The sequence below is a fragment of the Microcoleus sp. A2-C3 genome (assembly GCF_036706065.1).
Classification (GTDB): Bacteria; Cyanobacteriota; Cyanobacteriia; order Cyanobacteriales; family Microcoleaceae; genus Microcoleus.
The window spans coordinates 60,113-80,893 of the sequence record NZ_JAUBVX010000021.1; the positions used below are offsets into that span (position 1 = coordinate 60,113).

At 46.0% G+C, this 20,781-nt stretch carries 17 protein-coding genes and 2 tRNA genes; 12 read left to right on the forward strand and 7 right to left on the reverse strand.

All coding sequences use genetic code 11. The features are described 5' to 3' along the window. The first annotated feature begins 60 nt into the window (after positions 1–60). The 3 genes from rsmH to QUB66_RS13785 all read left to right on the forward strand — a co-directional run bounded on the left by rsmH (position 61) and on the right by QUB66_RS13785 (position 3,630). A complete protein-coding gene (gene rsmH / locus QUB66_RS13775) occupies positions 61–963 on the forward strand; it encodes a 16S rRNA (cytosine(1402)-N(4))-methyltransferase RsmH (protein ID WP_332968257.1) in 903 nt (300 codons plus the stop codon). Between the two features lie 220 nt (positions 964–1,183). Beyond that, positions 1,184–2,857: a SpoIIE family protein phosphatase gene (locus QUB66_RS13780; RefSeq protein ID WP_265233873.1), complete on the forward strand. Its 1,674-nt coding sequence runs from the start codon at positions 1,184–1,186 to the stop codon at positions 2,855–2,857. A gap of 347 nt (positions 2,858–3,204) precedes the next feature. Then, positions 3,205–3,630 carry an ATP-binding protein gene (locus tag QUB66_RS13785; protein ID WP_332968259.1) on the forward strand — a complete coding sequence of 142 codons (426 nt, stop codon included), beginning with the start codon at positions 3,205–3,207 and terminating at the stop codon, positions 3,628–3,630. 395 nt (positions 3,631–4,025) lie between these two features. Here QUB66_RS13785 and QUB66_RS13790 read toward each other — a convergent pair whose 3' ends face one another. Both QUB66_RS13790 and QUB66_RS13795 read right to left on the reverse strand, forming a co-directional pair. After that, positions 4,026–4,457, reverse strand: a complete 432-nt coding sequence (locus tag QUB66_RS13790; RefSeq protein WP_332968262.1) for a nuclear transport factor 2 family protein — start codon at positions 4,455–4,457, stop codon at positions 4,026–4,028. Between the two features lie 329 nt (positions 4,458–4,786). Next, entirely contained in the window at positions 4,787–5,749 is a 963-nt protein-coding gene (locus tag QUB66_RS13795) for an orange carotenoid protein N-terminal domain-containing protein (protein WP_332968264.1), read from the reverse strand. A gap of 210 nt (positions 5,750–5,959) precedes the next feature. Between QUB66_RS13795 and queG the strand changes: the two genes are divergently transcribed. The 7 genes from queG (at position 5,960) to QUB66_RS13830 (ending at position 10,628) form a co-directional block, all read left to right on the forward strand. Beyond that, a complete protein-coding gene (gene queG, locus QUB66_RS13800; protein ID WP_332968266.1) occupies positions 5,960–6,928 on the forward strand; it encodes a tRNA epoxyqueuosine(34) reductase QueG in 969 nt (322 codons plus the stop codon). A gap of 130 nt (positions 6,929–7,058) precedes the next feature. Beyond that, positions 7,059–8,186 carry a pentapeptide repeat-containing protein gene (locus QUB66_RS13805; protein WP_332968267.1) on the forward strand — a complete coding sequence of 376 codons (1,128 nt, stop codon included), beginning with the start codon at positions 7,059–7,061 and terminating at the stop codon, positions 8,184–8,186. Between the two features lie 134 nt (positions 8,187–8,320). Beyond that, on the forward strand, positions 8,321–9,496 hold the full coding sequence (locus QUB66_RS13810) for an SDR family NAD(P)-dependent oxidoreductase (RefSeq protein ID WP_332968270.1): 1,176 nt from the start codon (positions 8,321–8,323) through the stop codon (positions 9,494–9,496). Next, entirely contained in the window at positions 9,456–9,680 is a 225-nt protein-coding gene (locus tag QUB66_RS13815; RefSeq protein ID WP_265233880.1) for a hypothetical protein, read from the forward strand. Before QUB66_RS13810 ends, QUB66_RS13815 begins: the two co-directional genes overlap by 41 nt. An 87-nt stretch (positions 9,681–9,767) precedes the next feature. After that, positions 9,768–9,843: transfer RNA gene (locus QUB66_RS13820), tRNA-Val, on the forward strand. Further along, positions 9,843–9,914, forward strand: a tRNA-OTHER gene (locus QUB66_RS13825). The genes QUB66_RS13820 and QUB66_RS13825 overlap by 1 nt, the downstream gene beginning before the upstream one ends. Positions 9,915–9,989: 75 nt before the next feature. Continuing rightward, on the forward strand, positions 9,990–10,628 hold the full coding sequence (locus QUB66_RS13830; protein ID WP_265233881.1) for an HAD-IA family hydrolase: 639 nt from the start codon (positions 9,990–9,992) through the stop codon (positions 10,626–10,628). A 385-nt stretch (positions 10,629–11,013) separates the two neighbouring features. Here QUB66_RS13830 and QUB66_RS13835 read toward each other — a convergent pair whose 3' ends face one another. Beyond that, on the reverse strand, positions 11,014–11,841 hold the full coding sequence (locus QUB66_RS13835) for an SWIM zinc finger family protein (RefSeq protein ID WP_265233882.1): 828 nt from the start codon (positions 11,839–11,841) through the stop codon (positions 11,014–11,016). Here QUB66_RS13835 and QUB66_RS13840 point away from each other — a divergent pair. Next, the gene (locus QUB66_RS13840) at positions 11,815–11,949 is read left to right on the forward strand and encodes a hypothetical protein (RefSeq protein WP_265233883.1); all 135 of its coding nucleotides are present in this window, start codon (positions 11,815–11,817) and stop codon (positions 11,947–11,949) included. The genes QUB66_RS13835 and QUB66_RS13840 overlap by 27 nt on opposite strands. A gap of 87 nt (positions 11,950–12,036) precedes the next feature. Here QUB66_RS13840 and QUB66_RS13845 read toward each other — a convergent pair whose 3' ends face one another. Continuing rightward, positions 12,037–15,429, reverse strand: a complete 3,393-nt coding sequence (locus QUB66_RS13845; RefSeq protein ID WP_332968273.1) for a DEAD/DEAH box helicase — start codon at positions 15,427–15,429, stop codon at positions 12,037–12,039. A gap of 73 nt (positions 15,430–15,502) precedes the next feature. Next, a complete protein-coding gene (locus QUB66_RS13850; protein WP_332968274.1) occupies positions 15,503–15,754 on the reverse strand; it encodes a hypothetical protein in 252 nt (83 codons plus the stop codon). A 76-nt stretch (positions 15,755–15,830) separates the two neighbouring features. On the opposite strand from QUB66_RS13850, the gene QUB66_RS13855 reads away from it, so the two are divergent. Beyond that, positions 15,831–17,984 carry a polyribonucleotide nucleotidyltransferase gene (locus QUB66_RS13855; protein ID WP_332968275.1) on the forward strand — a complete coding sequence of 718 codons (2,154 nt, stop codon included), beginning with the start codon at positions 15,831–15,833 and terminating at the stop codon, positions 17,982–17,984. A gap of 590 nt (positions 17,985–18,574) precedes the next feature. Here the strand turns inward: QUB66_RS13855 and QUB66_RS13860 are convergent. Both QUB66_RS13860 and msrB read right to left on the reverse strand, forming a co-directional pair. After that, positions 18,575–19,873 carry a Rid family detoxifying hydrolase gene (locus QUB66_RS13860; protein ID WP_332968276.1) on the reverse strand — a complete coding sequence of 433 codons (1,299 nt, stop codon included), beginning with the start codon at positions 19,871–19,873 and terminating at the stop codon, positions 18,575–18,577. A 278-nt stretch (positions 19,874–20,151) separates the two neighbouring features. Next, positions 20,152–20,601 (reverse strand): peptide-methionine (R)-S-oxide reductase MsrB, encoded by a 450-nt coding sequence (msrB, locus tag QUB66_RS13865; RefSeq protein WP_332968278.1) that lies wholly within the window; start codon positions 20,599–20,601, stop codon positions 20,152–20,154. Between the last annotated feature and the right edge of the window lie 180 nt (positions 20,602–20,781).

Here is a 20,781-nt window from a genome sequence, read left to right on the forward strand (position 1 = left end):
ATAATTAATGATTGGTAATTAGTCAGTCTATTGTTGATTTTTGTTTCGCTTGTATAGATTATGAAGGATATCGAGCCGTCTGAGAAGGAGACTCCTGAATCAGATGTGAGTATTGAGGCTTATCACGTTTCTGTTTTGGCCACCGAGTTAATTGCGGGTTTAGCGGTGCGTCCGGGTGGGCGCTATTTGGATGCGACGCTTGGGGGCGGCGGACACACGAGTTTGATTTTAGCGGCGGCGGCTGATGTGAGTGTGGTGGCGATCGATCGCGATGAACAAGCTATCCGTTTTTGCAAAGCCCGATTTGCTAACGATCCCGTTGAGTTTTGGCACGGCAATTTTGCTGAATATCAGTCTCCTGATGCCGAATTTGATGGTATTATAGCAGACTTGGGCGTTAGCTCGGCTCAGTTCGATACACCGGAACGAGGCTTTAGTTTTCGCCACCCTGCTCAACTAGATATGCGTATGAACCAGCAGCAATCTTTGACCGCAGAAGAGATTATCAATCACTGGGAAGAAGTTAAACTGGCAGATATTATTTACAAGTACGGCGAGGAACGACTGTCGCGGCGCATCGCGAGGCGGATTGTCGCACAACGTCCTTTTGAAACTACTACAGAACTCGCAGGGGCGATCGCTAGCAGCTTCCCACCCAAGCAGCGTAACGGTAGAATCCATCCCGCCACCCGCACTTTCCAAGCTTTGAGGATAGCCGTCAACTCCGAACTCGCTTCTTTAGACACTTTTCTCAAGGAAGCGCCAAATTGGTTGAAACCCGGTGGGAGAATCGGAATTATTACTTTTCACAGCCTCGAAGACAGACCGGTTAAGCACCAATTGAGAGCAACAGACTGTTTGCAGGTACTGACAAAAAAGCCGATCGTGCCACAATCGGAAGAAGTAGCTAGAAATCCCCGCTCTCGTTCTGCTAAGCTCAGACTGGCAGAAAAATTAACTTGATTCGGCAGCAAGGAAAGTCAAGCACGAGCTCCAAACCAAGGCGAAGTCTGGTAAGACCGAGCCCGGATGCAAGTTCCGAACTTCCTTGTGGTATCACTAAACATGGCACTGACCTATAAAACCCGAAGCCCTCACGCAGATTCGGCTCCGCTGAATCAGAAGAGGGTATTTGACAAGCTAGTTTTAGACCTGATTAATTCGCCTAGGAGTAGGGAATAACATGAGTCGGGGAGATGGAAGCAAACTGAAACTAATGGTAGTCGATGACGAACCCGACAACTTGGATTTGCTGTACCGGACGTTTCGACGCGATTTTCAGGTTTACAAAGCAGATAGCGCTCTCAGCGCCCTGGAAGTTCTAGACGCACAGGGCGAGATGGCGGTGATTATATCTGACCAGCGGATGCCTGAAATGAATGGCACCGAGTTTTTGGGGAAAACAGTCGATCGCTTTCCTGATACGATTCGGATTCTGCTGACTGGATACACAGATGTTGAAGATTTGGTTGAGGCTATTAACGCTGGTCAAGTTTTCAAGTACATCACCAAACCGTGGAATCCTGAAGAACTGAAATCAGTTATCAATCAAGCGTCAGAAACTTACAAATACTACAAGCAGCGCAGCGTTTCACTGCGCCGCGCTTTACGCAAAGAATCTCTGTTTAATGAGGTGATGAGCGTGATTCGCGGGTCGCTAGATTACTCTAGTATGGTACAAACTATTGTTCAAACCGTAGGTCAAACTTTTGAGGCCAACTATTGTATGCTGCGGCCAGTAGATGGCGATCGACTATTACCGAGTACCTTTCCCTACCAAGCCCAAACCACCGAACCCAGCAGCTTTTCTTTTGATGAAAATTTGCTGGTTCAGGCCGTAGCTAGCCGCCAAACTCAAGTCAACGCCAACAGTGGGGGTGACGGTAACTCGGTTGAGATTGCTGTACCTCTGACTTATCAGCAAGATTTGCTGGGGATACTGGCTCTGTGTCAGCAAGGCGGGACTAATCCTTGGTCGGCAGAAGATATAGAGTTAATAGAAGGTGTGGCGGCTCAAGCGGCTCTCGCCCTCTCCCAAGCTAAGCTCTACCAGCGCACTCTGGATTTAGCCCAGCAGATGCAAAATGAGTTGGAAGTGGCTCGCCAAATCCAAACAAACTTGTTGCGCCAAAGTTGGCCGGATTTTGAAACTGTCAGGGTGCAAGCTTGTTGTTATCCTGCACGCGCAGTGGGTGGCGACTTTTTTGAAGTCTATGTCCACTCGCAAGGGGATATTTGGATAGCGGTGGGTGATGTTTCGGGTAAGGGCGTTCCGGCTGCTCTATTTATGGCTAGCGCGATTTCGGTGATGCGGCGAGAACTTTCTCAAGAAGTTTCTCCTGAACCCGATCGAGTTATGCAGAATATGAATAGCACTATGTCTGACGACCTGATCGGCAACAACCATTTTATTACAATGGTTGTAGCTCGTTACACTCCGTCAACGGGACACTTGGCTTTTGCTAATGCCGGTCACATTTACCCGATTGTTTGGTCGAATTCTGACGTGAAAGCTCAGACTGCTAGCGGTTTAACGCCAGCAGAGCCGAATTTCCTGAAAGCTCGCGGCATTCCCTTGGGGATACTGCCAGTTTGGAAAGGTAAAGCCGGTGCTATCGACTTAAAGTCAGGAGATGTTTTTCTGCTGACGAGTGACGGGATTACTGAAGCTAGCGTGACCACTGCGGCGATCGCAGGGGGCGAACCAACCCGTTCTATGCTACAACAAGAAGGGCTTTGGCAACTCTTGATTGAGGAGCCTGGTTCCATCAACTTGGACAATTTGTTGGCCTACATCCGAGCTGACAATCCCGTTCAGGAAGATGACCAAACCATACTCTCTCTGGAGGTTCTCTGAATCTGTCAGCAACTCCCGACTTTTAGTCGGGGCTTCGGGTCTCAAAAACCCAAAGCCTCAGTTGACAGCTTACAGATTACCAGATGGGACTGGGCGATCCTCTTCGTTGGCGTAGCTCCCGTAGGGCGGGCTTCGCTAACGGCAAAAGTTACAGAACTAGCGCCTCAAAGCCTAACTCTTAACTGATGCTTTTTGATCGATGCTTTCAAAAAAAGTCTATTGGATCGATCGCCCAGTATGTGAGTATCCTTCACGTAGCGGCAAATATTAACGCCAAATAAATTCGGCGCGTCGTATTTCATCCCTGGTCTGAAGACACAGGATTTCTAAACTTACAGGATTTTTTTATGAATACTGAGCTTCACGTACCAAGCGACTTGCGGTTTTTGACAATTGTTGAAAACTGGCTGCTGAGCAGTTTGGAAGTTGAGCTAGGAGAGCACGTTGATTGGCCGCGTCAATCGAATCGTTTGCGCTTGGTGTTAGCAGAAGCCTATTCCAACGTGATCCGCCATGCTCACAAAGATCAACCCAATCTCCCGGTATTAATTCGCTTGAATTTAAAAAATCGAGATATTGGTTTAGAAATTTGGGATTACGGTAAAGGTTACGAAATGGATACTTACAGTCCTCCGAGACCGGAAGCTAAACAGGAAAGTGGCTATGGCTGGCTGATTATGAGCAGACTTATGGATCGCGTGGACTACAGTTTGCAACTAGACGGTCGCAACTGTCTGAAGTTGGAAGCTAGTTTGCCAGAAAAATCTTCTTAATTAGTCATTAGTCATTAGTCATTAGTGATTAATGATTAGTGATTAGTGATTAGTGATTAGTGATTGACAATGTTTTTTGATTCTACTGGTTGTCTGTCGCACCGTGCGGTGACAGCAACTTTTTAGTGCAATCTCGTCCCTCTCTAAGAGACTGTAAAATTGTTAGGGTACAGTCCCAGGTGCAGAAATACCGAAGAAACCGGGTTTTTATACCGTTGGCGACGCTTCAGCACAGATTTGGGTGCAAAAACCCGGTTTATGCCTGAATTGGCCACAAATACCAAAGAAACCGGGTTTTTATAATTTGATTGCGGTAGCATTCTTACCAATTACCAATTACCAATTACCAATCACCAATTGCCAATCTGTCCCTCACTCCTTTGAACATTCCTATATTAAGGATCAAATTTCTTAGGCCGCAGACTGAGCAATTCTTGGGGAGACGCTAATAGTTTGACGGTGACAGCAAGGATTTCTTGCTGATGATTAAGTAGGAACACCCATCCGACATTAATCCCAAATGCGGCAGTTTGCACTCGGCCGCTGACCTGAATTTCAACTGTGTCATCTTCTAAAATTTTGCTTACACTTTGCTGGGGTTCGAGCTGCATTCCTCGCGCTTCTGTTTTTAGATAAGTGGCGATCGAGCTTTTACCGATAATTGGCTCTTCAAACGGCGCGTGCAGAACTCCGTCCTCAGCAAACAAATTAGTGGTCGCTGCAAAATCGCCCGCGTTGAAAGTTTCAAAATATCGCTGTACCGCAGGCTTTGTGAGGCCGGCCATATTTATAGAGCGAGTTAAAATAGGTCGAGTTGTGGCGGTCATAAAAGAAGTGATTGCAAATGAATGAATATACTCTAATCATTCTCTTTTGCCCAGCAAATCCCTCAAAAGATATAAGTAGGGTGAGGATTAATTATATTACAAAAGGAATAAGCCGCGATACCGATCGCAGCTAAAAGAGCGATCGACCGAAATTAATATTATTTTAAAAAAAGTATACAATTGTAGACCCGCGCTCCAAACCCTTATACAGTCAGTAATTGCCAATTATAAAATCTTCAACGCGAAAATCAAAAATAGTAAAAACCCAGACACCAGAAGGCATCTGGGTTTCTGCACCAGTCTGTTTTACTGAAGCCAACCAGAATATTCTATTTGCGCATCAGGTTGAGCAATTCTTTAGGAGATGCCAACAAGTCGATCGCCACAAAGAAAATTTGACCTTGAGGATCAAGCATAAACCGCCATGCGATGTTCATACCCACATTCGCGCCGAACCAAGGAGTTTCGACTTTGCCGGTAACTTTGACTTGGCGGTAGCCATCTTCTGCGGGCTCCGATACACCTTCTTGCGGCATCATTTTCAGTCCGATACACTCTTCCCGCATATAGTTGAGGATGGCTTCGCGACCGACGATCGGCTTTTGGAAAGGCGGTTGTAGGGCACCTTCTTCAGCAAATAAACCGACGGCTGGGGTGAAGTCGAAGGCGTTCATGTAGTCGATGTAGCTGAGCACTGTCAGCTCGCTGATACCCTCAATCTTGGTTTTCACCCGCTCTGCGGCCGCGGTGGGAGTGCTGCGAGGAGCCGATCGTTTGCCGTACTCTTGGCTGAAAGCAGGGTCATAGCCCATGTTAACTACGGTGTTGCGAAGTACGGTAATTTGCTGACCCGGGTCGAGTTTCTTGATGGTTTCAAGAACTTTGGTGGCTTCGGGAGACATTTGATAGCCTGCGGGGATCGGAGCGACAAGGCCCTGTTTCATCAACTGTCCCAACTCGTACCAGAAACCGAGTTTGGTGTTGACGCGCAAGGATGTGTAAATCCGGCCGATGGTGGTGTCGGCGTTGCTGGCGAGGTCAAACATGGTTTTGCTTTGAGCATCCGGCGACATCTGCTTGATTTCGCTGAGCACGCCTTCGACAAGCGCCATGCTGGCTACTCCCGGAGCTGCTGCGGTGATGGAAATGCCCATTTCGGTGTAGGCATACCAGAGTAGTGCGAGTTGGTCTTCAACGCTGAGTTTGTAGAACGAGTCCGTGGTAGCCGGAACAGCGCTAGCAATCTCGGTGTTGGAGAAAATAGATTGAGCGGATTGAATACTAACTGCCATGTGTCTGCTGTGGGATTCGCTGTGGGTTTTACTTGCGTATTTGAGATGTGCGAATCTAACTCTCCCTTAATTAAAATTATGTAACGTTTTTGACAAATTAGAGTTCAAATTTATAAATATAAAGATTTTGAAAGTATTATCAATGTTTGGACAAAATCAGTCTAAATATTAATAGACTTATTACGCATTTTGTGATATGGTTCCTTACTTATGAAAATATCAATTAATAGCGATCTCATTAAGCAAAAAGCCCTAGAGTTGGGATTTCACAAAGTCGGGATCGCCTCAGCACAGGAAGAAACGCAGGTAGATGCACAAAGATTGCAGGCTTGGTTGGACAAGGGTTATCAGGCAGACATGGCATGGATGGCAAACCCGAAACGGTTGGATATTCGATCGCTCATGCCAGATGTAGAGTCAGTGATATGTGTAGCCATCAACTACTACACGCCTCACCAACGCCCCGATAATCCCCCGTTTGAGGTGGGGGACGATGCAGCGATCGAGTATGCTAAGATCTCTCGCTACGGTTGGGGGCGGGATTACCACAAAATTCTGCACAAAAAATTGAAGGTTTTGGCAAATTGGGTGCGATCGCAAGCTGAGGGAATTGAAGCGCGGTATTATGCTGACACCGGGCCGATTCAGGATAAAATGTGGGCGCAGCGTGCAGGGATTGGCTGGATTGCTAAAAATGGTAATGTAATTTCGCGGGAATACGGTTCTTGGGTGTTTTTGGGCGAAATCTTGACTAATCTGGAGTTAGCGCCCGATGCGCCACACACTGAACATTGCGGTACTTGTACTCGCTGCATCGAGGCGTGTCCGACGGGAGCTATTACTGAGCCTTTTGTCGTGAATGCCGATCGGTGCATAGCTTATCATACGATCGAGAATCGAGCCAAAAAATTGCCCGACGAAATTGCATCTAATTTACAAGGTTGGGTAGCAGGTTGCGACATTTGTCAGGATGTTTGTCCCTGGAATCAGCGATTTGCTAAACCAACAGATGTTGCAGAATTTGAGCCTTATCCTGAAAACATAGCACCGACACTTGCAGAATTAGCAAAAATTTCCGATGAGGAGTGGAACCGCAGATTTACAGCTTCGGCGCTGCGGCGAATTAAACCCGAAATGCTGCGGCGGAATGCCAAAGCCAGTCAAATTAATAGTCATTAGTCAGCAGTCAGTAGTCATTAGTCAGTAGTCATTAGTCATTAGTAAGTAGTTCCACTCTTTTTTCCTTCTTCCTGACATCCGTTACATCCGCGGAGCGAATCCGTTGCCGAACTTCCTTCTTCTAAAATCCATGTCTGCAAACGAACCCACAGAATACGATGCAATTTTGGGCGGTAAAAATCCACCTCCAATTAATGCTGCTTTATTGGGCGGCATAGCAGGAATCAAGCAGCGCTTAGCAAGCCCGCTAGCTGAAGCAAGGCTAGCAGCACTTTCAGAGGCTCTCAACTACGGAGAAGCAGGTTTAGAAGCAGCAATTACAGTTTTTGACGATGCTGACGAGCGGGTGCGAGCTACCGCAGCTGCGATATTTGGTCAGGAATCACAAATCATTTTGCTCAAAAAAGGTGCAGCAATCTGGAATAAATGGAGAGTGCAAAATCTACTTTGGTTGGGCGGTTTCGTAGACTTGAGTTGGGCAAATTTAAGCGGAGCAAATTTGAGCCGCGCTAACCTGAGAGAGTCAAATTTAGCAGGAGCAAATTTTGAAGGCAGCAATTTGCAAACAGCCAAAATTTTTCAGAGTAACTTGGAAGTAACTAATCTGAGAAATGCCGATTTGAGCGGCGCTAACCTGAGCCGCTCGAATCTCAGCGGGGCTGATTTGCAGGGAGCTAATCTCAGTCAAGCAAACCTTCGTTCAGTTAATTTTCGGGAAGTTAATTTATCTCAAAGCATCCTGAAAAAAGCTAAACTCGGTAGAGCTGATTTGACTGGTGCTAATTTGAGTGGTGCTGACTTGAGCGGGGCTGATTTGAGTCTGGCTGAGCTGGGCGGGGCAAATTTGACAGGAGCAAATCTGGCGGGGATTAAATTAATTCGCTCTAACTTGAATGGCTGGAATTTTAAAGGATTTGTTTTTGCAGGAGCTAATTTGCGGTGGAGTAAATTTGCAGGGGCTTGTTTTATGAGAGCTAATTTGCGCGGTGCTAATCTAGAGAGAACTGATTTGACAAATGCTGATTTTTATCAAGCTGATTTTACTGGAGCTAACCTGTGCGATGCGGATTTTAATAAAGCTACTTTGGCTGGTGCTAATCTCAGCGGTGCTGTTGTGAAAAGAGCAACTTTCCTGAAAGCAAATCTCAGCGGGGCTAATTTCAGCAATGCTAATCTGAGCGGTGCTAATTTGAAAAAAGCTAATATTGATGGGGCAAATTTTACTGATGCTAATCTTTCGCGATGTGCCTGGACATGATATAGCCTTTCTCAGAAAGATCAGGTACGCGAACGGCATAGGGCATAGGGCATAGGGCATAGGGCATGAGGCTCTCCTCACTTTTTTGAGAACCGCTATAGTTAGTCTTGTTTGATTTCAATTATGGATTGAATATGGATAAACTGCAACGCTGTTTTGTATGCAAGAATATTTTTCAACAGTCGCATTCTTTTTATCGCGGTTTGTGTTTGGATTGTGGCGAAGTTAATTATGCAAAACGGAACGAAACGGCTAATTTGCACGGGCTGTTTGCTTTGGTGACGGGAGCGAGGGTAAAAATTGGGTATGCTGTAACTTTGAGGTTGCTGAGGGCTGGTGCTTCGGTAATTGTTACTACTCGTTTTGCTCGCGATGCTGCTAAAAGGTATGCTGCTGAAACTGATTTTGGCGATTGGGGCGATCGCCTGCACGTTTACGAGTTAGATTTGCGATATATTGCCAAGGTTGAGCGTTTTGCAGAACACCTCACTTGTTGCTATCCCCGACTCGATATTATCGTCAACAATGCTGCTCAAACTGTTCGCCGCCCTCCGGCATTTTACCAGCATTTGAGGGATTTGGAAGCTCTGCCTTTCGAGGTTTTGCCTGCGGAAATTCAGCCGCTGTTAGCGCGATCGCACTTTTTGGCTCATAATCTTGGTGGGGATATGTCAAAAAAGTCGATCGCACCGGGAGATTCCGACAACCAAACTGCAAGTGCTTTAGCCTTGACTTTAGAGCAAGAGAACTTGATATCAGAGGAAGATAACTCTAGTTGGTTTCCGCTGGGGATGTACGATAGCGACGGACAGCAAGTGGATTTGCGTCCTTTCAACAGTTGGCTGATGAAGGACGATGAGGTGAGCATTTTGGAATTATTAGAAGTTCATGTAATTAATGCGATTGCTCCTTTTGCTATCAACAGCAGACTCAAAAGGCTCATGAATATTTTTCCTGAAAACAGCAAGTATATTGTCAATGTTTCCTCAAAAGAAGGGCTGTTTAACGGCGACAAATCTTGGCGTCACCCGCATACTAACATGGCCAAAGCATCACTTAACATGATGACTCGCACCTGCGCCAAAGAGTACGCAAAATACAAAATTTTTATGAATGCGGTCGATCCGGGATGGGTAAGTTTTCTACACCCTTATCCTCAAATTTTAACGATGCAAGCACGTGGCGTTCAACCTCCTTTTGATGCGATAGATGCGGCGGCGCGCATTTGTGACCCTATTTATGCAGGAATAAATGATAAACGCTATGTTTATGGCAAGTTATTTAAAGATTATACTGATTCGCCCTGGTGATAAGGAGAAGGAAGAAGGAAGAAGGAAGAAGGCAAAAGGAAGAAAGCAAAAGGGTTATTTATCGGTAAGGTGCGTCAGTTGGCAGAATTTTGATAGACATGAAATATCTCTTGCTGACGCACCATTTTTTTGCGGTGCGTCAGTTTTGAGGTTATTGGTTGGAAACAATAATTATCCAAACTGACACACCCTACTTGATGGTTATTTATCTGTAGAGTGCGTTATTTTTGAAATTATCAAATAGTTGCATTTAAAATGTATAATAAAATGGGGCAGTGTAGCTTAGTGGTAGAGCGATCGCCTCTACAAGGCGAGAGACAACCGTTTGATTCGGTTCGCTGCCACCAGCAACGTAGTTTAAGTGGTAGAATTCCCTGGAGTATACCGGGAGATGCGGGTGCGATTCCCGCCGTTGCTATCTTTTTTGCATTAACAATCAAGAGGTAATGGGTAATATAGAATAGATTCGCCGTTCCTTATTTGCTATTGTCCAATGACCAAAGTAATTATTTTTGATTTTGACGGCACTTTAGCAGATACAATCGACATTCTTCTGAGCATCACCAACCGTTTGTCAGAAGAATTCGGCTTTAAGTCTGCGACAAAAGAGGAAGTCGCTCAACTGAGTAATTTAACTTCTTGGCAAATCCTTAGGTATTCTGGCATTTCTATCTTCAAAGTCCCGCTGCTGATTAGAAAGTTGAAGGCAGAGTTGCGCAGTGAAATTCCCCACATTCAATTATTTCCGGGAATTAAAGAAGTTTTGCTGGAGTTAAAAAGCCTTGGGTTTCAACTGGGTATTATCACCTCTAATTCCAGAGAAAATGTCTTAGCATTGCTGGAAATTAACGGTTTGCAAGACAGTTTCACCTTTATTTACTCTGGTTCAACTTTTGGAAAAAATAAAGTTATTGATAGATGGCTAAAAAGAGAGCATATAAATCCTGAAGAAGTCATTTATGTGGGAGATGAAATCCGAGATATAGATGCTGCTAAAAAAACTGGAATTAAGATAATTGCTGTAGGTTGGGGTTTTAATTCTCAGGAGGCTTTGGCTGTACACAATCCCGATTTTTTGATTGAACGCCCCCAGGAATTGATCGAGATTATGAGTAATCTGAGGCAAGTGTAAATTTATGTAACAGAATATTGCCAAAGTTAAAGTAGTAAATACTTTATGTCCGGGCAGGTTGAAAAAATGGATTGAGGCTGATATAAAGATAAAGGAAAAGACTTGATCGATCGCTCAAATTAAGAGGAACAGCATTATGTCAGCCTTTGAAACTTTCTTGACGTTCGGCTTCGCTTCAGTTTTCGCGGTAGCGACTTTAGCAACTTGGTTGCGTTTCACCAATCCGCCTTCTGTTAAACGCAATTAGATCATCAGACTCGGCGGTTTCAATCGCGACTATACAAACGAAATCCGCCTCCGCGGATTGAAGAAAAAAAGTCGGCGGTTGAAACCGCGACTATACAAACGAAATCCGCCTCCGCGGATTGAAGAAAAGATAAATTTGTTAGTCTCCTTCGCCCCGTTTCAGTGCGGCTAAAACTGCTTGCTGGCTAACTGCTTGGTAGATTTTGCTAAAATGCTGCTTGAGTGCGTCTGATGCGGGGGAGGATTTGTTGGCTGTTCCTTTTCCGTCCGTTGCGAGGGGAATTGGGCCTAAAATATCTAAGACTGTTTCGCTGCTGGGCGGCGGCACAATTACTACTAAAGATGATTCTAGCTGCTGGTTGTATTCCCAAAAGCGATCGACCTTTGGCAATTTAGCATTCGCAGTGGGGGAATTTTCGCCGGAGTTGAGTTGGGAATTTTCGTCTCCTGGCGTACCTCGTCTTTGGCGGAGTGCGGTCAAAATTTGCTCTTTGGTTCTCCCCCGCAGTTGAAAGAGTACAAAAGGATCTTCTGTGAAGCGATCGCCCAACAAGTAGTATACTGCACTGATGTGCTTGCAAGGATTTTTGGGGTCAGGACAGCTACAGCGCGCGTGAATATCAGATAAACTTAATGGAAATAGCGTTTTTCCAGCCGCAGCAAATACATCCTCAATATTGTGCGGCATTTCTCCTGCTAATAATTTAGCCGAAAACACCGCTCTTTGCGACATATTTTCAATCACATAATCCCAATCTTCATCGGTTAATGTATCAAGTCCTAAAGAAACTTGATAGGGTTTGGGATCAGTGCCTTGAACTACGGCAATTACTTCTTGGTTGGGAAACTTAATGCTGAGAACTTTACCTTCCCGCGCATATTGCCACCCGCGTTCTAAACGCTTTTTGAAACGGTAGGTATTGATTAAATCGAGCCACTGTTGTGTCCACCATTCTCTGTCAATCATAAGGCGAAGGAAGAAGGAAGAAGGAAGAAGGAAGAAGGAAGAGGGAAGAAGGAAGAGGGAAGAGGGAAGAAGGTATATATTAGATTATGTCCGATAAATCAACTCTAATTATTGTAGGGGAGGGTTCACCAATATATATGATACAAACGATCGATCTAGTAAACCCGCCCCGCCCCCGCGACAAACCAATAAATATTATTCTTCTTCTGTTTCTATAATAGCATCGCGATCGAGAATCAGTAAATTGCGAAGTTGGTCAGTATCAAGTTCGGTGAGCCAGTTTTCGCCAGCGCTGACTACTTGTTCGGCGAGAGCTTTCTTACTTTCGATCATATCGTGTATTTTCTCCTCTAGCGTACCCGTGCAGACAAATTTGTGGACTTGCACGTTGCGAGTTTGGCCGATGCGAAATACGCGGTCAGTTGCCTGATTTTCTACTGCGGGATTCCACCATCTGTCATAGTGGAAAACGTGGGTTGCTCTGGTTAAGTTCAAGCCAGTACCGCCCGCTTTTAACGATAATATCATAATCGGTGGGCCTTGGGGATCGTGCTGGAAGCGATCGATCATTTCTTCCCGCTGCTGCTGCTTAATTCCGCCGTACAAAAACAAAACTTCTCGCCCTAAATGCTTTTCTAAATGCGGTTTCAGGAGTTTTCCCCACTCGGCAAATTGAGTAAAAATCAAAGCCCGATCGCCCTCAGCGACAACCTCTTCCAACATTTCCACCAACCGCTGCAATTTCCCCGATTCTTGGCTGTTAACGCTCAATTCTTTCGGCTTAGCTGCTGCGTTCACAAGAGCGGGATGGTTGCAAAGTTGCTTGAGTTTTACCAGCAAAGCCAGAATCATTCCCCGGCGCTGAATGCCTTCGGCTGATTCCAAATTAGCGATCGACTCTTCGACTACTTTCTGATATAATGCGGCCTGTCCAGCCGCCAGACTGCAAAATACAGTCATCTCCTGTTTTTCCGGCAAATCTTGGATGATTTCCTTGTCGGTTTTCAGGCGGCGGAGGATGAAAGGCCGCACGAGCGATCGCAAAGTATGCAATGATTCTCTATCTCCATATTTCTCAATCGGAATAGCAAATCGGCGCTGAAAGAAATTGCGAGGCCCCAAATAGCCCGGATTCAGAAACTCCAAAATTGACCATAACTCTTGCAGTCTATTTTCCACCGGAGTTCCAGTCAGCGCGATTCTAAAAGATGCCTCGATTTGCCGCACCGCCTGCGACTGCTTAGCCTCGGAATTCTTAATATTTTGCGCTTCATCTAAAACCAATCCTTGCCATTTAGTGCTTTGAATTTCCTTAGCATCGCGGAACACCAGCGCGTAACTGGTAACTATTAAATCCTTGCCCTTAATTGCGGCCGCAAATGCTTTACCTTTAGCCCGTTTGTCTCCGTGGTGAACTAACACTTTCAGCGTCGGTCCAAATTTCTTGACTTCGCGCTCCCAATTGCCTAATACTGATGTGGGACAAACCAATAATGTCGGTGCTTCTAGGGCATTTTGTTCTTGTAAGTGCAGGAGAAAAGTAATTAGCTGAACCGTTTTACCGAGCCCCATATCGTCCGCGAGACAAGCACCTAAACCCCAGCGTTCTAAGAATGCTAACCAGCCAGCCCCTAGCGCTTGATAAGGCCGCAATTCTCCCCGGAAAGTAGCTGGAGTTGCGATCGCACTTACGGCCTGATTATCGCTTAAAGTATTCAACAATTCCTGAAGTTGACCAGTTGCTTCAAAATTCACCACAGGCAACTTTTCAATAGTCTGAGAATCGCCCGAAGCCAAACGCAAAGCATCCTCCAAAGAAAGAGTCATTTGGGAATTGCGACTAGCAAAAAAAGTTTTAGCAGCCTTCACATCGGTTGCGCGCAACTCCACCCACTCGCCGTTAATTTCCACCAAAGGCGAATTAAGTTCTACCAGCCGATCGAATTCTGCCTTAGAAATGCGCTGTCCGCCGATCGTCAATTCCCACTTAAAACTTAGCAGACTTTGCAAACCCAGCCCGCCCTTCGCCGGATTTGCTTTCGGAGTTTCCGCCTGAATACTCAAACCCAAACGACTCGCCCAACCATCAGCCTTTGTCAAACTAGGCGGCAAAACAACGCCCAACCCGCTATCAGCAAACCGCCAAGCCACAGACTTAATAAACTCGTAAGCTTGCAGCGGATTTAATTGACAAAATTGCGGTCGTTGTGCTTGCAAACTCGGTTCAATTAATGGATAAAGTTTCGATGCTAAACCCAACCCTCCCAGCAAAGTTTCTTGTGGCAATTCAATTGTCCGCCCCGCATAAGCCAAACGTTCAACAGAATTGTTCCAAACAGTTGTCGCATCTACCAAAAAATCCGTTTCATCTACTGCTTGCAAACAATAATTTAAACTCCAATTAACTTTACCCGGAGAAGGCGGGATTAGTTGAAAACAAGTGCGAAACTGACTTTGTTCAGAAAGTTGGTTTTGCAGCGGTGAAGTCCAAGCACTAAGCTTGTTTGCCAACTTTTCTAAAGCTGCTGATTCTGCTTGCACGAGTCCAGATTCTTGTTGCAAAGCTTGCAGCCATTCGCGGGTTGGAGAAAGTGTTTTGATGTCTAAAGTTGAGCCAGCAGCAGATCGCACTTCACCATCTACTATACTACTCAAAAACCCCAAAACCAACTCCTGCGCCCCCACCGGCAAATCCACCGCCAAAGCCCATACCTCCCTCGCCACCGAACTTTCTTTTCTTACACCTCTTCCATCCGCTAAATCCGCTACAAAATCCGCTGCCAATCTTCCATCCGCTAAATCCGCTACAAAATCCGCTGCCAATCTTACATCCGTTACATCCGCTACAAAATCCGCTGCCGAACCTTCTTCCTTCTGATACATTCGACAAGCCGTCGGCATTTGCTTAGAAAAAGTAGCGAGACGGAGAATATCTGTCGAACTGTCTAACAAAGGTTGCCACTTAGCAATAGCCGAACCATCAGATTGCGCCTCCAATGCCGGCAAAAACTTGCACCTCGCCAACAAATCCAAACTCCACCTAGCAAGATGCGACCAAAAACGCAAATCCGAGCCAACAAAAGAATCTGCTTCTGTGCTATTAAGCGGCAGAGATTGCAAAAAAATAAAAGCGGCTTGAGGGTTGAGCAAATAACCCTCAACTTGCCAGGGATAAAGATAAATTTCATCGATTTGGGCTGGTTCCTCTAATGCTGCGGCCGAGTGCTGCGGCATAATAGTTGCGTTGGATTCCGAGATTTTTGTCGGCAGTGCGATCGCCCGAACTTGCCTCATAACCGATAAATTTTCCGTGGGAAGGGCTGCCGCCGCAGTTTTGGACGAACTCCGAGTTTTCTTAGTTTTCTGCTTGATTTCTGCGGTTTCGGGTAATTGCCAGTGGAGTTTCCCCGACTGTTGCAAAGAATTTAGAAAAGTATTCAACTCCGCCTCAGTCATTGCCAAAGGATGCTGCGGACTTATCTCAGATTCAACAATATCGATCGCCCCAACCTTCCGCCAAGTTTCCCCCCAAATAAACAAGCCGCTTTTTTCGTTATTTAGTAGCCAACTGCCGTGTAAAATAGCCATTTTTAAATCCTAATATTTTTATTTAATTGCGAGACTTGCTGCCTCAGTTTTGTCTAACTTGTGAATAATAGAACTATGGCAATGCAAAAATACGAAATATCTGAAATATCTGCGTTAATCTGTGTTTATCTGCCCGACATCTGCGGTTGACCCGATCGCTCCAAAGTCCCAATCGAAAACTCATAGTACCATCTAGAGCAGGCGTTTGGCGGGCGATCGCCCGGACGAACAAACCCCAGAATCCCCAAGATTCAGAGTATAAATGCTTATACATCCAGCGCCACGACTCGATCGCCCGCACCAAAAAATCTCTCTCTTTTGGCATTGGACTCTCAAACATCCTGTGGTAGTGTTACGATCCCGACAGAGAAAGAATGTGGTAGATAAGGAAGCAGTCCTACATGGTAGAGATAGACAAGTCAATATCCTTCGATGGAAGGGATATTAGACTGAAGATTGGTTTACTAGCGCCTCAAGCAGGCGGTGCAGTTTTGATTCAGTCGGGTGACACGGCAGTTTTAGTGACGGCGACTCGATCGCAGGGGAGAGAAGGAATTGATTTCCTGCCCCTGTTGGTGGATTACGAAGAGAGACTGTACGCAGGCGGTAAAATTCCCGGTGGATTTTTGCGCCGGGAAGGGCGTCCCCCAGAAAAAGTGACCTTGACTGGGCGTTTGATCGATCGCCCGTTGCGCCCGCTATTCCCAAGCTGGTTGCGAGATGACATCCAAGTCGTAGCAACAACGCTGTCGATGGACGAACAAGTACCCCCAGACGTTTTGGCGGTAACAGGCGCTTCCGTAGCGATTCTGCTGGCGAAAATGCCGTTTTACGGGCCAATGGCTGCCGTGCGAGTCGGTTTGGTAGGGGACGATTTCATCATCAACCCAACCTACAGCGAAATCAAAGAAGGCGAGTTGGATCTCGTGGTAGCCGGTTCTCCTGACGGAGTAATCATGGTGGAAGCCAGCGCCAACCAATTGCCGGAACAGGATATCATCGAGGCGATCGACTTCGGCTACGAAGCAGCCTGTGACTTGATTCAAGCCCAGCGCGAAATCATGGCAGAATTGGGCATCGATTTCGTGGTAGAGGAACGCCCACCGCAAGATTTCGCCCTCGAAAACTTCATTCGCGATCGCGCCCAAGAACCAATCCGCATCATTTTGTCAAGATTTGAAAAAGACAAAGCAATACGGAATGCCGCTTTGGATGAAGTGAAAGCCAATGAAGTCGAAGCTGCGATCGCCCAACTCGCCGAAGACGATCCGATCAAAGTAGCCGCCAGCGCCAACGGCAAAGTAATAGGCAACGTTTTCAAAGACGTTACCAAAAAAATGATGCGGAAGCAAATCATCGAAGATGGCGTCCGTGTAGACGGCCGCAAGCTAGACGAGGTGCGCTCCGTTTCTTGTCGCGTAGGCGTGCTGCCGTCGCGAGTACACGGCTGTGCGTTGTTCAATCGCGGGTTAACCCAAGTCTTGTCCGCAGCTACCCTGGGAACCCCAGGCGACGCCCAAGATTTAGGAGACGATTTGCACCCGCAGCAAGACAAACGCTACTTGCATCACTACAATTTCCCGCCATTTTCCGTGGGAGAAACTAAGCCGATGCGATCGCCCGGACGCCGAGAAATCGGTCACGGAGCCCTCGCAGAACGCGCTTTGCTGCCCGTTTTGCCATCCAAAGAAGATTTCCCCTACGTGATTCGCGTAGTTTCAGAAATCCTTTCTTCCGACGGTTCAACCTCAATGGGTTCAGTTTGCGCCTCAACCCTAGCATTAATGGATGCAGGCGTTCCCATTTCCCAACCCGTCAGCGGCGCGGCAATGGGCTTAATTAAAGAAGGCGATGAAGTCCGAATTTTGACTGACATTCAGGCAATTGAAGACTTCTTAGGCGACATGGACTTCAAAGTAGCCGGTACCGACACCGGAATTACTGCTTTGCAAATGGACATGAAAATCAAAGGTTTACCCTTAGATGTGATAGCCACAGCCATCCGTCAAGCCAAACCCGCGAGACTGCACATTTTAGAAAGAATGCTGTCAACTATCGACACTCCCCGCAAGGAAATGTCGCAGTTTGCACCGCGTTTGTTAACCCTGAAAATCGATCCAGAATTCATCGGTTTGGTAATTGGGCCAGGTGGCAAAACTATCAAAGCCATCACCGAAGAAACTGGTGTCAAGATTGACATCGAAGACGACGGAACCGTGACAATTGCTGGTAACGACAGCGAAAAAGCTCAGCGGGCTTACAATATTGTCCAAGGCATGACGCGCAAGTTGAATGCTGGAGATGTGTATGTCGGCCGCGTAACTCGGATTATTCCGATCGGCGCTTTTGTCGAAATTCTGCCAGGAAAAGAAGGAATGATTCACATTTCCCAGTTAGCGGACTACCGCGTTGGGAAAGTGGAAGATGAGTTAGCTGTCAGCGATGAAGTGATTGTCAAAGTGCGAGAAATTGACAATAAAGGTCGAATTAACTTGACCCGTTTGAACATTCATCCTGATGAAGCGGTAGCCGCCCGCGAAGCGCTGAATAAGTAGTTTAGGGTTGGTAATTGGTAATTGCTTGTATGGTAATTGCTAATTGCTGATTTATCGGTGGTAATTAGTAATTGCTAGCAGGTAATTGCTAATTGCTAATTAAGATTCAATCCGGTTGTTGCGGGTTGATTTGGGAGTAGAGTGCGCGACAGCGACAGATCAATTGCGATCGGCTGTGGGAGTTAAGACAGTCGCGCACTTTACCCTTCGATCCTTAGAATTTAGGTGCTAAGATTGGCACAGATAAGCTGTTTTGTATTTAGATTTAACTTTGCGGGCGCTGCTGGAAGCAACACCCCACAAAAATTTTAAGAAAGAGAATTTTGAAAATTTGGTAATTTGTAGGGTGTGCACTGCGCACCGGTTGACTTTGATACCCATCGAAATGCGTACTGGTTGACTTTTTCAATGCTTTTTGACGCACCCTACAAGATGAGCCGGTGCGCATTGAGCACCCTACAAACTACAGGAGCACTGATGCGCCAGTTGGTCTAAAATATGATTGTCGGGCGATCGCTTTTACTCTTCAGTCCGCGCACCATCCGGACATCGTTTGTGTAGACGCGGTTTCAACCGCAGAGTCCCTGAATTTAAATAACAGCAATACAATCAATCTCTACCAATACATCCTTCGGCAAGCGAGCAACTTCCACACAAGCCCGCGCCGGTGCAGTTTCCGCATCAAAATATTTTGCATAAACCGCATTCACGGCGGCAAAATCATTCATATCTTTGAGGAAAACCGTAGTTTTTACCACATCCAACCAAGTAGCGCCGGCTTCTGTGAGAATCGCTTCCAGATTGGCCATAACTTGTTCGGTTTGTTTTGCCACGTCGTCGGTGTAGACGATATCGTTTAGTCGAATGTCGATCGCAATTTGACCAGCTACAAACAGCATAGTGCCCGTAGCGGCGATCGCTTGATTGTAAGGGCCAACCGGTGCCGGTGCTTTGTCAGTACGAATAATTTTGCGCGTCATAGATGTCACTGTGTGGGATAATTTTTCCGAGGATTCGGGCTGGTAGAGTTCTCCATCAGAGGTTTCTGGTTGGTAGATTTCTCCATCGGGCATTATAGCACCAGTTAAGTCTGCATTTTCAATATTCCAGCCATAAATTATTGCGTCAGTTAAGTCGGCCCTTTTCAAGTTGGCTCTACTTAAATCTGCTCTACTTAAATTTGCTCCTTGCAGATTAACCATTTCTAGATTCGAGCCTTGCAAACAAGCTTTTTGAAGGTGAGCTCCTGTCAAATCTGCCACACTTAAATCTACATCTATTAACTTAACTCCTGACAGATAGCAATTTTTCAAATTGACATATCTGAGTTTACAACCGTTGAGCTTTGCCTCGAAGAGTTTTACACCACTTAGAATTGTTGCAGTTAAATCTGCTCGCTCCAGGTTAGCTCCAGTAAGATTAGCGTTAGTCAAGTTAGCTCTATTTAAGTCTGCTTGAGTCAGGTTGGCTTGAGTCAGATTAGCGTTAGTCAAGTCAGCTTTATTTAAGTTTGCCTGAAACAAAGAGGCTTCACTTAGATTAGTAACGTTTGGTTGGTATTTATTATTAGTCAAGTCAACCCTTAGATTTGCACCACTCAGATTTGCCTTGTCAAGATTAGCATTAGTCAAATTGGAGCTACTCAGATTTGCTTTACTCAAGTTTGCACTTGTCAGTGATGCCCCACGCAGATTAGCACCGTTAAGAGTCGCATTTGTTAGGTTTGTGCAACTCAAATCAGCATCACTCAATTGAGCGCAACTCAAATTAGCATCCTTTAGGTCTATTGCACTCAGATCGGCACCTGTAAGGTTTACCCCACTTAACTGTGCTTTCGGAAATTTACGTTCGCCTTCAGCGTAGATTTCTAAAAGTTCTTCAGCCGTCATTCATAACCTCCCCGTGGTCACGTCCCAAAAATCACTATACCATCCGCGCGAATCCGCGTGCACCTGCCATTTTGCGCGCAGATAATTATGGGATTCCACACTCTCCGGTGCAAGAAACCGGGTTTCTACGATAATTTAAGCATCGTAGCTAAAATTTACGCAGAAACCCGGTTTCTGAACCCCCGCGCACATCCAAGAAACCGGGTTTCTACGATAATTTAAGCATCCTCACCGAGATTTACGCAGAAACCCGGTTTCTTTGTCGCAGTGAAAGAACCTCAGCCAGCAATAAACTTCATAGCAACACCATTCATGCAGTAACGTTTCCCAGTAGGTGCAGGGCCATCATCAAATACGTGCCCCAAATGCCCGCCGCAGCGACGACAATGCACCTCAATTCTAGTCCCAAACAGCGAATTATCGATCGATGTGCCGATCGCCCCTTTAATCGGTTCATAAAAACTTGGCCAACCAGTACCGCTATCAAATTTGGTTTGCGACGAAAAAACGGGCAAATCACACGCAGCACACGCATAAATCCCCTTCCCATATTGCTTATCCAGAATGCTAGTGTGAGAGCGTTCAGTGCCATGTTTTCGCAACACATCAAACTGTGCCGGAGTCAAAAGTTTGCGCCACTCTTCCTCAGTTTTAGTAACTTCAAAAACACCCTTAGAAGCAGCCATAACATCTGAATCCCCAGGCAAACAGGACGATAACCATGCCATGCTTACTGTTGCTAGACCCGCTTGTAAAAAGAATCGTTTTTTCATGATAGATATTCCACTTGTTGCTAATTAACTAACTTAAGACTTACCCACGAGTAGCTAGAAACCGGGTTTTTTACGAAAATCCTTCGCCGTAGTCCACAGATTAGGTAAAAACCCGGTTTCTTTGATCAGAGTGCA

Coding starts and splice junctions, on each gene's coding strand:
- QUB66_RS13830 (WP_265233881.1), top strand. CDS start 9,990: ATGACCAAAGTAATTATTTTTGATTTTGACGGCACTTTAGCAGATACA.
- QUB66_RS13835 (WP_265233882.1), bottom strand. CDS start 11,841: ATGATTGACAGAGAATGGTGGACACAACAGTGGCTCGATTTAATCAAT.
- QUB66_RS13780 (WP_265233873.1), top strand. CDS start 1,184: ATGAGTCGGGGAGATGGAAGCAAACTGAAACTAATGGTAGTCGATGAC.
- QUB66_RS13810 (WP_332968270.1), top strand. CDS start 8,321: ATGGATAAACTGCAACGCTGTTTTGTATGCAAGAATATTTTTCAACAG.
- QUB66_RS13845 (WP_332968273.1), bottom strand. CDS start 15,429: ATGGCTATTTTACACGGCAGTTGGCTACTAAATAACGAAAAAAGCGGC.
- QUB66_RS13860 (WP_332968276.1), bottom strand. CDS start 19,873: ATGACGGCTGAAGAACTTTTAGAAATCTACGCTGAAGGCGAACGTAAA.
- QUB66_RS13815 (WP_265233880.1), top strand. CDS start 9,456: ATGGCAAGTTATTTAAAGATTATACTGATTCGCCCTGGTGATAAGGAG.
- queG (WP_332968266.1), top strand. CDS start 5,960: ATGAAAATATCAATTAATAGCGATCTCATTAAGCAAAAAGCCCTAGAG.
- QUB66_RS13850 (WP_332968274.1), bottom strand. CDS start 15,754: ATGCCAAAAGAGAGAGATTTTTTGGTGCGGGCGATCGAGTCGTGGCGC.
- QUB66_RS13805 (WP_332968267.1), top strand. CDS start 7,059: ATGTCTGCAAACGAACCCACAGAATACGATGCAATTTTGGGCGGTAAA.
- QUB66_RS13795 (WP_332968264.1), bottom strand. CDS start 5,749: ATGGCAGTTAGTATTCAATCCGCTCAATCTATTTTCTCCAACACCGAG.
- QUB66_RS13785 (WP_332968259.1), top strand. CDS start 3,205: ATGAATACTGAGCTTCACGTACCAAGCGACTTGCGGTTTTTGACAATT.
- QUB66_RS13790 (WP_332968262.1), bottom strand. CDS start 4,457: ATGACCGCCACAACTCGACCTATTTTAACTCGCTCTATAAATATGGCC.
- QUB66_RS13855 (WP_332968275.1), top strand. CDS start 15,831: ATGGTAGAGATAGACAAGTCAATATCCTTCGATGGAAGGGATATTAGA.
- rsmH (WP_332968257.1), top strand. CDS start 61: ATGAAGGATATCGAGCCGTCTGAGAAGGAGACTCCTGAATCAGATGTG.
- msrB (WP_332968278.1), bottom strand. CDS start 20,601: ATGGCATGGTTATCGTCCTGTTTGCCTGGGGATTCAGATGTTATGGCT.